Here is a 12,799-nt window from a genome sequence, read left to right as displayed (position 1 = left end):
TGATGGGTTCGGAGACGGAGTATGGCATCCATGCTCCCGGCGAACCCCTGGCCAACTCCACGGTGCTCTCCTCGCAGGTGATCAACGCGTACGCGGCGACCATGCGGAAGGGCCTGGGGAACCTGGCCGGCACCCGGTGGGATTACACCGACGAGGAGCCGCTGCACGATGCCCGCGGATTCGACCTGTCGCGTGACCAGGCGGACCCTTCCCAGCTCACCGATGTCCCGCCGATCCTCGACGCCGAGCAGATAGCGCTGGCCGGCGGCCGCGCGGCCGGCAACGAGTTCTACACGGACGAATCCTCCGGCGTGCTCATGAACATGGTGCTCAGCAACGGGGCCCGGCTGTACGTGGACCACGCCCATCCGGAATATTCCTCGCCCGAGGTGACCAACCCGCTGGATGCGGTGCGCTGGGACAAGGCGGGCGATGCCGTCGTGCTCGCCGCGATGCGCAGGATCGCCGCCACGCCGGGATTCTCGCCGGTGAACCTGTACAAGAACAACACCGACAACAAGTCGGTCTCCTACGGCGCGCACGAGAACTACCTGATGCCGCGCAGCGTGCCGTTCAACCGGATTGTCACCGGCTTGATTCCGTTTTTCGTGTCCCGGCAGGTCGTGTGCGGTGCCGGGCGGGTGGGGCTGGGCAGCAACGGCCGCACCCCTGGCTACCAGGTCAGCCAGCGCGCGGACTTCTTCGAGGCCGAAGTGGGGTTGGAGACCACCATCCGGCGGCCCATCATCAACACCCGGGACGAACCGCACGCGATCGCGGACAAGTACCGGCGGCTGCACGTGATCATCGGCGACGCGAATCTGAGCGAGGTGTCGATTTTTTTGAAGATGGGCACCACCTCCGTCGTGCTGTCGATGATCGAACACGGCGAGGTACCGGACGTCCAGCTGGCCGACCCCGTGCAGGCGCTGCAGGCGATCAGCCACGACCCCTCCCTGCAGCAGAAGGTACCGCTCAAGGACGGCAGCATGGTCACCGGCCTGGACCTGCAGGAGATCTACCTGCAGGCAGCGGTGGAGCATTGCCGCCGGCACGGGACCGACAGCGGCCAGACCGCGGACGTGCTGCGGCGCTGGGCTGCGGTGCTGGACACGCTCCGCCGGGACCCGATGGACGCCGCCGACCAGCTGGATTGGGTGGCCAAGCTCAAACTGCTGCAGGCCTACCGGGACCGGGACGGCATGGAGTGGGGCGACCCGCGCCTGGGCCTCATCGACCTGCAATATGCCGACGTGCGGCCCGAGAAGGGCCTCTACCACCGCCTGGCCGCACGCGGCCGGATCCGCCGGTTGCTCTCGGACGCACAGATCGACGCCGCCGTGGGCGAGCCGCCCGAGGACACCAGGGCCTACTTCCGCGGGAAGTGCATTCAACACTTCCCCCGCGAGGTCGTCGGGGCCAGCTGGGACTCGGTGATTTTCGATCTTCCCGACCGGCGCCGGCTGCAGCGCATCCCCACCCGCGAGCCGTTGCGCGGCAACCGCGCACTGACCGGCAGGCTCTTCGAGGAAGCTTCGTCGGCAGAGGACTTCATCACGGCGTTGCTGGGCCCCGCGGACGAGCCCCACGTGGCAACATAAGCACTAGGACAGAGTCGATCGTCCCACCAGAAGGAGGCCATCATGGCAACCCAGGACCGCAAGAACGTGGACTCGCGCCGCGACGACGAAGAGTACGACGACGAGCCCACGCCCGAGCCTGCCGCCGCACCGGCCGCGCAGGCCGAGACCGAAGGCACGGATGATCTGCTGGACGAGATCGACGGCGTGCTGGAACAGAACGCGGAAGAATTCGTGCGCGGTTTCGTGCAGAAGGGCGGCCAGTAATTGATGGACATGCCGGCCGGCGGTCCGGGCTCGGTTTTCGCCCACATTTCCCATTCAGCCACCGCCTCCTTCAGCGAGTATCTGGCGCGCACCGCCCCGGATCTGCTGCCGGGCGCCCGGGGGGCCCAGCAGCTGCCGGCGGGGGCGGCACCGATGGTGCCCCACGGCACCACCATCGTGTCGATGACGTTCGCCGGCGGCGTGCTGATGGCCGGCGACCGGCGGGCAACCATGGGCAACCTGATTGCCAGCCGGCACATTGAAAAGGTCTTTCCGGCCGATTCCCATTCGCTGCTGGGCATCGCCGGCACCGCCGGCATCGCCCTGGACATCACGCGGCTCTTCCAGGTGGAACTCGAGCACTACGAGAAGATCGAAGGCACGCTGCTCAGCCTCGACGGCAAGGCCAACCGGTTGGGCGCGATGATCCGGTCGAATCTGCCCATGGCGATGCAGGGCCTCGCAGTCATTCCGCTCTTCGCCGGATTCGATGCCGAGCGGCGGGTTGGCCGGCTGTTCTCCTACGATGTCACGGGCGGACGCTATGAGGAGCAGGAGCATCACAGCGTGGGGTCCGGGTCGGTCTTTGCCCGCGGGGCGCTGAAGAAGCTCTGGCAGCCGAACCTGGAGGAGGCGGCAGCGGTCCGGGTGGCCGTCGAAGCCCTGTACGACGCCGCCGACGACGACTCGGCGACCGGGGGACCGGATGCCGTCCGGCAGGTGTGGCCAGTGATCTACACCGTCAACGCCGCCGGCGCCCGCCGGATCCCGGACCGGGAACTCGCCGCCACGTCCGAGGCCGTCATCGGAGCGCGGGCCGCGGCCGGACGGGAGGCCTGAGCATGACGCAACAGTTCTACGTCTCGCCCGAACAGCTGATGAAGGACCGGGCGGACTTCGCCCGGAAAGGCATCGCCCGGGGCCGTTCCGTGGTGGTGCTCAGCTGCTCCGAGGGAATCGCGCTGGTCGCCGAAAACCCCTCGCCGGCGCTGCACAAGATCGGGGAAATCTACGACCGGATCGCGTTCGCCGCGGTCGGCAAATACAACGAGTTCGAAAGCCTGCGCCAGGCCGGGGTCCGCTACGCCGACGTGCGCGGCTACTCCTACGACCGGGATGACGTCACCGGCCGCGGCCTCGCCAGCGTGTACGCGCAAAGCCTGGGCGCCGTGTTCACCGCCGACAGCAAGCCGTTCGAAGTGGAGCTTGCCGTCGCCGAGGTCGGCGATACGCCGGGCGACGACCGGCTGTTCCGGCTGACCTTCGACGGGTCCATCGCCGACGAGCGCGGCTTCGTGGTGATGGGTGGTTCGGCCGAGGCGGTGGGCGAGAGGCTGCGCGGCAACCCGGCCGCGGACCGGGACTTTCCCGGCGCGGTCCGGGCGGCGGTGGCCGCCCTGTCCGGCGGGACCGGCGAGCAGGACGCGGGGCAGGGCAGGGAACTGCGTCCCGAGGGCCTGGAAGTCGCCGTCCTGGACCGCGACCCGCTGTCCACCCGGGGGAGCCGGCGCGCCTTCCGCCGGTTGCCGACCGCTGAACTGCACCGGATATTAGGCGAGGGAATGGACGGCTAGCCATGGACCGACGCATCTTCGGGATCGAGACCGAATTCGGCATTTCCTATTCGGCGCCGGATTCGCGCCCGCTCTCGCCCGAAGAGGTGGCCCGCTACCTCTTCCGCAAGGTGGTCACGTGGGGCAGGTCGTCCAACGTGTTCCTGACCAACGGGTCCCGGCTGTACCTGGACGTCGGGTCCCATCCCGAGTACGCGACCGCGGAATGCGACGACGTCGCCCAACTGGTGGCGCAGGACCGGGCGGGGGAACTGATCCTCGAAGACCTGATGAACGAAGCCCAGGAGCGCCTGGCGCGGGAGGGCTTCGGCGGCAGCGTCTACCTGTTCAAGAACAACACCGATTCTGCCGGGAATTCCTACGGCAGCCACGAAAACTACCTGATCCCGCGCAAACTGGAATTCTCCCGGCTGGCCGACATCATGATCCCGTTCCTGGTGACGCGGCAGATCCTGGTCGGCGCCGGCAAGGTGCTCAAGACGCAGAACGGCTCCATCTTCGCCTTCTCCCAGCGCGCCGACCACATTTGGGAGGGCGTCTCGTCCGCCACCACCAGGTCACGGCCCATCATCAACACGAGGGACGAACCGCACGCAGACGCCGAGTACTACCGGCGGCTGCATGTCATCAACGGCGACTCAAACATGTCCGAGTCCACCACCATGCTCAAGGTCGGGACGGTGGACCTGCTCCTGCGGATGATCGAAGCAGGGGTCATCATGCGCGACCTCCGGCTGGAAAACCCGATCCGCAGCATCCGGGACATCTCGCACGACCTGACCGGCCGCAGGCCGCTGAAGCTGGCCAGCGGGCGGGAGATGTCTGCGCTGGCCATGCAGCAGGAATACCTGGCCAAGGCGCGCGGGTTCGTCCAGGCCAACGGGGCACACAGCCCGCACGTGGAACGCATCCTCGATTTGTGGGAACGGACCCTGGCGGCCGTCGAATCGGGCGACCACCGCGGCATCGAGCGGGAGATCGACTGGGCCATCAAGAAGCGGCTGATCAACCGGATCATGGACCGCCAGGCCATCGACCTGGATCACCCGCGGATCGCGCAGGTGGATCTGACCTACCACGACATCTCCAGCCGGCGCGGCCTCTACCACCTGCTGCAGGCACGCGGGGAGGTGGCCCGGGTGGTGGAGGAACAGGACGTCAAGGACGCCGTGGACCGGCCGCCGCAGACCACCCGCGCCAAGCTGCGCGGCGACTTCGTCCGCGCGGCCCGGGAAAACGGCCGCGACTTCACGGTCGACTGGGTCCACCTGAAGCTCAACGACCGCTCCCAGCAGACCATCCTCTGCAAGGATCCGTTCAAAAGCGAGGACCCCAGGGTCGAGGCGCTGCTCGCCACCTTGTGACCTCCGCCCCGTATTCCAAGCGGATCACCAGATTTCTCTGCGAGAATGTCCCGTGCCCGCAAGTTCCGCGATAAGAAAGTCGATTGTGCGCAAAATACTCTCCATCCTCCTGCCGGCCGCCCTGCTGCTCACCGCGTGCGGCGGCAACGGCGATTCGGGTTCGGACAGCCTGGATGACATCTCCGTGACCTCCGGCGCCGAAGGCGCCGCCCCCGCCGTCGAATTCGCCGCGCCGCTGGAACTGCCCGAATCCCGGGCCGAAGTCATCACCGAAGGCGAGGGGGACGGTGCTGCCGCGGGCCAGTGGATCCGCTACCGGCTGCTGGCCAAGGACGCTGTCACCGGGGAACAGTTGGTCGAGACCTACTCCGGCCTGGCGGACCAGACGGTGGAACTGAGCAAGGATCTGGAAGCTGCCGATCCGACGCTGTACGGGGCTCTGCTGGGCTCCAACCCGGGCAGCCAGATCGCTTACTACCTGCAGCCTCCGGAAACCGCCGGCGCGTCCGCGCCGGCGCAAAACCCGCAACTGTTCGTCCTGACCGTGGAGGATGTCAAGGACAAGGCCGTCAAGGCAAGTCCCGCCGAGGTCGCCGAGCTGGAGAAGGCCGGCAAACTTCCCGAGATCACCCTCGACGGCGAGGGCGTCCCCTCGGTCAAGATCCCTGAAGGCAACGACGCGCCGGAGAACCTCATCGTCAAGGTCATCGAAGAAGGCAAGGGCAAGGAAGCCACCGCTTCCAGCACGGTTAGGGCCAATTACGCCGGATGGAACTGGGCCAAGGGCACCGAATTCGATTCCAGCTATTCCCGCGGGGAAGCCACCGAGTTCCCGCTCAACCGAGTCATCGAAGGTTGGACCAAGGGTTTGACCGGCCTGAAGGAAGGTGCCAAGGTCATGCTGTCCATTCCCACCGAGATGGCCTATGTGCAGGGCCAGGGAGATGCCGTGGGGGACCTCATCTTCTATGTGGAGCTTACGGACGTCCGGTAGGGGATGCCGCACCGTGCGGTAACGTAGCCGACGCAGCACCAGATACACGTCAAGCAAGAGAGGTTCAGCATGTCTTTTGGCAAGCGCGAATACGACCGCACCAAACCCGAGATCGACTTCCCGGGGACCGAAACCCCGCAGGACCTGGTGATCGAAGACATCATCGTGGGAGACGGCGCCGAGGCCAAGGCCGGCGACACCGTGTCCACCCACTACGTGGGCGTCGCCTGGTCCACCGGTGAAGAGTTCGACGCATCGTGGAACCGCGGCGCACCGCTGGACTTCCGCGTTGGCGTCGGCCAAGTCATCCAGGGCTGGGACCAGGGCCTGCTGGGCATGAAGGTGGGCGGCCGCCGCCGGCTGGAGATCCCGGCGCACCTCGCATACGGCGACCGCGGCGCCGGGTCCGCGATCGCGCCGGGCGAATCGCTGATCTTCGTGGTGGACCTGCTCGGCGTCCGCTGAGCCCACAGACCGGCAGCCGGGGGCGGAGCGACGGAGAACGTTAGTTCATCGTTACTCCGCCCCTTCGGCGTTGACTTCGCCCCGAAACCCTCCAGCCAGTAACGTTTCAACTATGTCCGCCTCCAAGACCGAACGACTCCTCAACCTGCTGATCGCGCTGCTGGAACGCCGCCGGGGCTACAGCAAGGAAGAGCTGCGCGCGCTGATCCCGCCGTATCGCGAGGCGACCAGCGACGACGCCTTCAACCGGCTGTTCGAGCGGGACAAAGAGGACCTGCGGGAAATGGGCATCCCGGTGGAGACGTTCCCGGACGACACGCTCTACGAAAACGACAACAGCGGGCTGCGGTACCGGATCGACCGGCACAAGTACCGGTTGCCGGAACTCCACTTCACCGCCCGGGAGAGCGCGGTGCTCTCGCTGGCCTCCCGCTTGTGGCAGCAGGCCTCGCTGGGGTCGGCAGCCGCCCGGGCCGTCCGCCGGCTCGACGTGCACGGAGCCCTGGCCGACGGCGATCCACTGATCGGGGTGGAACCGCGCATCCGCACCGCGGAGCCGGCCTTCGAACCGCTGCTCAAGGCGGTGTTGGACCACACCCCGGTCTCCTTCGACTACCGGTCGCCCAAAGACGGCCGGCCGCAGCCGCGGCGGGTGGAGCCCTGGGGGCTGGGCAACCGCTACGGCCACTGGTACCTGGCCGGCCGCGACCTGGACCGGGACGCCCAGCGCACCTTCCGGCTGTCCAGGATCACCTCCACCATAAAGAAGCTGAACGGGACCTACAGCATCCCGGAAGGCTTCGCCATGCGCACGGTGCTGGACGGGCTGCAGGCGCCGGAGGACAACGGGACCGCCGTCCTCCTGCTCCGGCAGGACAAGGCCAACTCGCTGCGTGCGGCCGCCGCACCCGCCGAGGACGTCCGGCCGCCGGCGGGCTGGGACGCCGTCACACTTGGCTACGGCGACGCGGAGGTGCTGGCGGAGGAAATTGCCTCGCACGGTGCCAACGCCCTGGTCCAGGGTCCGGACGAGCTGCGCGGCGCCGTGGTGCGCCGGCTGGAAGGCGCCCTGGCCGCCGCCACCCAGGCACCGCCGTCGTACACCCTGCTGGAGGACAGCTCACGGCCGGCACGGAAGACGGGGTCCCTGGACCATCTGCCGCGGCTGCTGGATCTGGTCTCTTACGTCACGGCGAATCCGGGGGTGCCGCTGGACGCCACCGCCGAGAAGTTCAAGATCAGCAAGAACCAGCTGATCAAGGACCTGAACCTGCTGTTCGTCTGCGGGACTCCCGGCTACGGCCCGGACCAGCTCATCGAAGCCTTCTGGGAAGACGGCACCATCTCCATCAACAACGCCGACGAGATCGACAAGCCGGTGCGCCTGAGCCTGGACGAGGCGCTCTCGCTGGTGGTCGGCCTGCAGGCCCTCGAGACGGTGCCCGGGGTGGGGGAGCAGCCCGCCCTGCGCAGCGCGCTCAGCAAGCTGTTGGCGGCGGCCGGCGGGGTTGCCGCCCGCCACACGGCCATCGCCGCGGATCTGGCGGCCGAGGACAGCACGCCCGAGGTGCTCGCGCTGCAGGAAGCCGCGGCCGCCCGGCGCAGCGTGGACATCGACTACCTCGTGCCGTCCCGGGATGAGATGACGAACCGCCGGATCGATCCGCTCCGGGTCTTCGCCGTGGACGGCCACTGGTACACCGAGGCCTGGTGCCACCGCCAGCAGGCCGTGCGGCAGTTCCGGGTAGACCGCATGCGCTCCCTGGCCGCCACCGCCGAGCACTTTGAGCCGCCGGCCGAACGGAGCAGCGAATTCCCCGACAGCCTGTTCACCCCGCAGGAGACGGACCAGGTGGTGGTCCTGCGGATCTCCGAGCGCCTGGCCGAACTGGCCGACCAATACAATGCCCGGCGCCGCGCGGTCCTTGCGGACGGTTCGCTCGCGGCCGAAATCCGGCTGTCCAGCACGGCTGTGCTGCCCGGCCTGGCGGCACGCCACGGCGGCGAAGTTGCCGTGCTGGAACCGGCGGAGGCGGCCGGCCAGACCCGGGAATGGCTGCGGCAGGCGCTGGAGGCCTACCGCGAGGCCCCGGCTTCGGCCGGAAGCTAGAGTGGACAGCATGCCCCTTTGGTTCTGGATCCTTCTCTGGGTTGCCCTTTGCGCGCTGGCCCTGGTGTTCATCGCCCTGCTCGGCTGGCGGATTTTCCGCCAGTTCATGCGAACTTTGCGTGAATTCGAGGCGGCGGCCGACCGGCTGGCCGGCGGACTCCAGACGGAACGGCAGCCCGCCGACCCGCACCGCCCCCGGCTGGCACTCTTCGCCGACTCCACGGTACTCAAGGAGGAATACGTCCAGGGCAAGGAGCGGAGGCGCGAGGAGCGGAGGCAGCGCAGGTTCGCCCGGCGCGCCGCCCGCGGCCAGCGGCAGTCCCTCCGCGATCTGCGGCTGTCCTGACCCGCCGATGGCATAGGATGGACTAGACGAAAGGAACCACGCATGGGACGACTCTTCGATAACCCCTGGACCATCATTATTCTGGTGATCATTGTGCTGCTGCTCTTTGGCGCACCGAAGCTGCCGGGCCTTGCCCGGAGCCTGGGCCAGTCCATGCGGATCTTCAAGTCCGAGGTGAAGCAGATGAAGGACGACGACGCGTCCACCGCCGCCCCGGACTCGGAACCCGTCGAGGGCCGCGTGGTCAACCCGCCGCGGAACAACACTGACAACCGCGGACAGCAGCCGAATGCGAACGGCGGATCCCCATCGCCGCACCAGCAGTAAGGGCCGTGGCCGGTAAGAAAGGCCGGAAGGCCAACCCTGAGGGGCGGATGCCGCTCAAGGCCCATCTGAAAGAACTCCGCAACCGGCTCATCGTTTCCGGCATTGCCGTCCTGCTCGGCGCGGTCGCCGGCTGGTTCCTGTACGACCCCGTGATGGTCGCCGTCCAGGCACCGCTGATGGAAATCTCGGCGGAAGAGGGCCGGCGTGCGGAAATCAACTACGGCAGTGTCGGATCTCCGTTCGACCTGAAAATCCAGGTCTCCATCTTCCTGGGGCTGCTGGTCAGCTCCCCGGTGTGGATCTACCAGGTGTGGGCCTTCATCACGCCCGGCTTGAAGACCAAGGAACGCCGCTACACGCTCGGCTTCATGGTCGCCGCCGTGCCGCTGTTCCTGCTCGGGATCTACTTCGGCTGGATCGTGCTCCCGGAGATCGTCAAGGTACTGACCATGTTCACGCCGGAAGGCGGCGTGAACCAGATCCTGGCCACCGACTACCTCACATTCGTGATGCGGATGTTCCTCTCCCTCGGCATCGCGTTCCTGCTTCCCGTGGTGTTGGTGGGGCTGAATTTCGCCGGCCTGCTGTCCGGCCGCCGCGTGATCAAGAGCTGGCGGATCGTGGTGTTCGTGGTCTGCCTGGTGGCGGCGATGGCCGCCCCCGGCCCGGATGCCATGTCCATGTTCCTGCTGGCGGCCCCCTTGCTGGCGTTGTTCTTCGTGGCAACCGGCATCAGCCTGCTCAACGACAAGCGGCGGGACAAGCGGCGCAAGGTCCGTGAAGCGGAAGTAGCCGCCGGCGTCGACCAGGCCACGCCGCTCGATCAGCTGAAGGCCGACAACCCGGAGCAGGACGGAGCCAAATAGGCTGCGGCCCGGCCAGGGGCCGGCGGCACCCATCGGGCCGGCGGATTTAAGCGGATAGGCTTTTGCTATGAGTTCCCCCTCCGAACGCTACCTTGCGGCCGCCGAACGGGTGGCCTTCTCCAAGACCCGGCTGTACTCGTTCAGCCAGACGCTCGGATTCGAACTCGACCCCTTCCAGCGCGAGGCGTGCGAGGCCCTGGAGCGCGGCCGCGGCGTCCTGGTCGCGGCCCCCACCGGCGCCGGCAAGACCGTCGTCGGCGAGTTCGCCGTCTACATGGCCCTGCAGCGGGGACTCAAGGCGTTCTATACGACGCCGATCAAGGCCCTGAGCAACCAGAAGTACAACGAACTGGTGGCGACCTACGGCGCGGAGCGGGTGGGGCTGCTCACCGGGGACACCTCGGTCAATCCGCACGCGGACGTGGTGGTGATGACCACCGAGGTATTGCGGAACATGCTGTACGCCAATTCCGACACCCTGCTGGACCTGGCCTATGTGGTGATGGACGAAGTCCACTACCTGGCCGACCGGTTCCGCGGCGCCGTGTGGGAAGAGGTCATCATCCATCTGCCCGACGACGTGCAGTTGGTCTCACTGTCCGCGACCGTCTCCAACGCGGAGGAATTCGGCGCCTGGTTGGACACCGTCCGCGGCGACACCGACGTGGTGGTGTCCGAGCACCGCCCGGTGCCGCTGTGGCAGCACGTCATGGTCGGCTCGGACCTGTTCGATCTTTTCGCCGGCGACGTCGCCTTCGACGAAACCGCGCAGGAATCCGGCACCGGCAGCGGCCGCGCCTACGAGGTGAACCCCGAGTTGTTGAAACTGGCGTCGGCCGAGCACCGGCTCAACCGCAGCGCCAACTGGGGCCGTTCCGGCGGCCGGCGCGGGCGGCGCGCGCCCGAACCCCCGCGGCAGGCGCTGACCCGGATTCGGCGCGCCAGCCGGCCGCAGGTCATCGCCAAGCTCGACAGCGAGGGACTGCTGCCGGCCATCACGTTCATTTTCTCCCGCAACGGCTGCGACGCCGCCGTGAAGCAGTGCCTGGAATCCGGGTTGCTGCTCACCACGGAAAAGGAACGCGCCGTCATCGTCCGCCGCGTGGACGAGGCCGTGCAGGACATAGCCGAAGAGGACCTGGACGTGCTGGGCTTTTGGACCTGGCGCGAAGGCCTGTCCCGCGGCTTTTCAGCCCACCACGCCGGCATGCTGCCGACGTTCAAGGAAGTGGTCGAGAAGCTCTTCGCCGACAACCTGGTCCGCGCCGTTTTCGCCACGGAGACGCTGGCGCTGGGCGTCAACATGCCGGCGCGGACGGTGGTGCTGGAGAAACTGGACAAGTTCAACGGCGAGGCGCACGTCGACATCACGGCAGGGGAGTACACGCAACTCACCGGCCGCGCCGGCAGGCGGGGCATCGACGTCGAAGGCCATGCCGTGGTGCTCTGGCAGCCCGGCACGGATCCGGGAGCCGTAGCCGGCCTGGCGTCGCGGCGGACGTATCCGCTGAACTCCAGTTTCCGGCCCACCTACAACATGAGCATCAACCTGATCGCGCAGTTTGGCCGCGGCCCGGCCCGGGAGATCCTGGAAACCTCGTTCGCGCAGTTCCAGGCCGACCGCTCCGTGGTGGGCCTTGCCAAGCAGGTGCGCAGCCGGGAAGAGTCGCTGGCAGGCTACGAGAAGGCCATGAGCTGCCACCTGGGCGACTTCAACGAATACGCCCGCCTGCGCCGGGACCTGAACGAGGTCGAGAAACGCGCCTCCCGCACCCAGTCCCGGCACCTGCGCTCGGCGGCGGCATCGTCCCTGGACCGCCTGCGCCGCGGCGACATCATCGACATTTCGGCGGGCCGGAACCTCGGCTACGCCGTGGTGCTGGACCGGGACGAAGCCGCCCGCGAGCCCCGCCCCACGGTGCTGACCCAGGAGAAGCACATCCGCCGCATTTCCGTCGACGACTTCCAGGGCCCGGTGGAGGTACTCTCCACCATCCGGATCCCCAAGACCTTCAACGCGCGCAGCCCCAAGGAACGCCGCGACCTGGCGTCCTCGCTGCGCAATGCGCTGCACGACAAGCGCCCGCCGCGGCGGGGGAGCGAGCACCGTGACTTCATCGTTCCCGGCGGGACCCAGGCCGAGCGGCAGATCAACGACCTGCGCCGCAAACTCAAGGCCCACCCCTGCCACGGCTGCAGCGACCGGGAAGACCATGCCCGCTGGGCGGAGCGCTGGTGGAACCTCCGCAAGGAAACCGACCAGCTGGTGACGCAGATCCAGGGCCGCACCAACACCATCGCCAAGACCTTCGACCGGGTCTGCCAGGTGCTGGACAGCTATGGCTACCTGGAGACCGGCGGCGACGGTGTCGCCATCAGCCCCGCCGGGGAACGGCTGCGGCGCATCTACGGCGACCGTGACCTGCTGGTGGCGCTGTGCCTGGAGCAGGACGCCTTCGCCGGGCTCACCGCCGCGGAACTGGCGGCCTTCGTGTCCTGCCTCGTGTACCAGGCCAAGCGGGAAGAGGCCGGCATCCGGCCCAAGATGCCCTCGGCCGCCATGGAAGCGTCGGTCATGATCGCCGTCCGTGAATGGTCGCAGCTGACCGATCTTGAGGAACAGCACCGGCTGCCGCTCACCGGCGAGCCGGAGCTCGGACTCGCCTGGCCGATGTACAAGTGGGCCAGCGGCCGGTCCCTGCAGACCGCGCTCAAGGGCACGGACCTGGCCGCCGGCGACTTTGTCCGGTGGGCCAAGCAGGTGATCGACCTGCTGGACCAGCTGATCAAAGTGCCCGCCCTCGATCCTCAGCTCGCGGCCCGCGGCAGGCAAGCCATTGGCTTGGTCCGCCGGGGCGTCGTCGCCTACGCCGCCGTGGCCGAATAGCCCGGCTACCGCGCGCACA

12 protein-coding genes are annotated in these 12,799 nt (G+C 67.8%); all 12 read left to right on the top strand.

Going from position 1 to position 12,799, the window contains the following annotated elements; genetic code table 11:
• The first annotated feature begins 2 nt into the window (after positions 1 to 2).
• The 12 genes from dop (at position 3) to AC5RW2_RS20990 (ending at position 12,780) form a co-directional block, all read left to right on the top strand.
• Positions 3 to 1,601, top strand: coding sequence for a depupylase/deamidase Dop (gene dop, locus AC5RW2_RS21045; RefSeq protein WP_494014131.1), 1,599 nt, complete (start codon positions 3 to 5; stop codon positions 1,599 to 1,601).
• Between the two features lie 42 nt (positions 1,602 to 1,643).
• On the top strand, positions 1,644 to 1,847 hold the full coding sequence (locus AC5RW2_RS21040; RefSeq protein WP_493978456.1) for a ubiquitin-like protein Pup: 204 nt from the start codon (positions 1,644 to 1,646) through the stop codon (positions 1,845 to 1,847).
• A gap of 3 nt (positions 1,848 to 1,850) precedes the next feature.
• Positions 1,851 to 2,687, top strand: coding sequence for a proteasome subunit beta (prcB, locus tag AC5RW2_RS21035; RefSeq protein WP_494074542.1), 837 nt, complete (start codon positions 1,851 to 1,853; stop codon positions 2,685 to 2,687).
• Between the two features lie 2 nt (positions 2,688 to 2,689).
• Positions 2,690 to 3,421 carry a proteasome subunit alpha gene (gene prcA, locus AC5RW2_RS21030; protein ID WP_494049943.1) on the top strand — a complete coding sequence of 244 codons (732 nt, stop codon included), beginning with the start codon at positions 2,690 to 2,692 and terminating at the stop codon, positions 3,419 to 3,421.
• 2 nt (positions 3,422 to 3,423) lie between these two features.
• Positions 3,424 to 4,785, top strand: coding sequence for a Pup--protein ligase (gene pafA, locus AC5RW2_RS21025; protein WP_494013987.1), 1,362 nt, complete (start codon positions 3,424 to 3,426; stop codon positions 4,783 to 4,785).
• 85 nt (positions 4,786 to 4,870) lie between these two features.
• Positions 4,871 to 5,779 (top strand): FKBP-type peptidyl-prolyl cis-trans isomerase, encoded by a 909-nt coding sequence (locus AC5RW2_RS21020; RefSeq protein ID WP_494074493.1) that lies wholly within the window; start codon positions 4,871 to 4,873, stop codon positions 5,777 to 5,779.
• A 69-nt stretch (positions 5,780 to 5,848) separates the two neighbouring features.
• Positions 5,849 to 6,244: an FKBP-type peptidyl-prolyl cis-trans isomerase gene (locus tag AC5RW2_RS21015; protein ID WP_493978452.1), complete on the top strand. Its 396-nt coding sequence runs from the start codon at positions 5,849 to 5,851 to the stop codon at positions 6,242 to 6,244.
• 112 nt (positions 6,245 to 6,356) lie between these two features.
• Entirely contained in the window at positions 6,357 to 8,354 is a 1,998-nt protein-coding gene (locus AC5RW2_RS21010) for a helix-turn-helix transcriptional regulator (protein ID WP_494074492.1), read from the top strand.
• A 10-nt stretch (positions 8,355 to 8,364) separates the two neighbouring features.
• Entirely contained in the window at positions 8,365 to 8,700 is a 336-nt protein-coding gene (locus tag AC5RW2_RS21005) for a hypothetical protein (protein WP_494013990.1), read from the top strand.
• Between the two features lie 42 nt (positions 8,701 to 8,742).
• Complete coding sequence (gene tatA, locus AC5RW2_RS21000) at positions 8,743 to 9,027, top strand: Sec-independent protein translocase subunit TatA (protein ID WP_493999724.1); 285 nt, start codon at positions 8,743 to 8,745, stop codon at positions 9,025 to 9,027.
• Between the two features lie 5 nt (positions 9,028 to 9,032).
• Positions 9,033 to 9,893 carry a twin-arginine translocase subunit TatC gene (gene tatC / locus AC5RW2_RS20995; RefSeq protein WP_493999725.1) on the top strand — a complete coding sequence of 287 codons (861 nt, stop codon included), beginning with the start codon at positions 9,033 to 9,035 and terminating at the stop codon, positions 9,891 to 9,893.
• 67 nt (positions 9,894 to 9,960) lie between these two features.
• A complete protein-coding gene (locus AC5RW2_RS20990; RefSeq protein WP_494025916.1) occupies positions 9,961 to 12,780 on the top strand; it encodes a DEAD/DEAH box helicase in 2,820 nt (939 codons plus the stop codon).
• Positions 12,781 to 12,799 lie beyond the last annotated feature (19 nt).

The sequence above is a fragment of the Arthrobacter sp. B0316-1-20 genome (assembly GCF_059091865.1).
The sequence above is the reverse complement of the archived record's forward strand: the minus strand, read 5'-3'. Positions and strand labels throughout refer to the sequence as shown.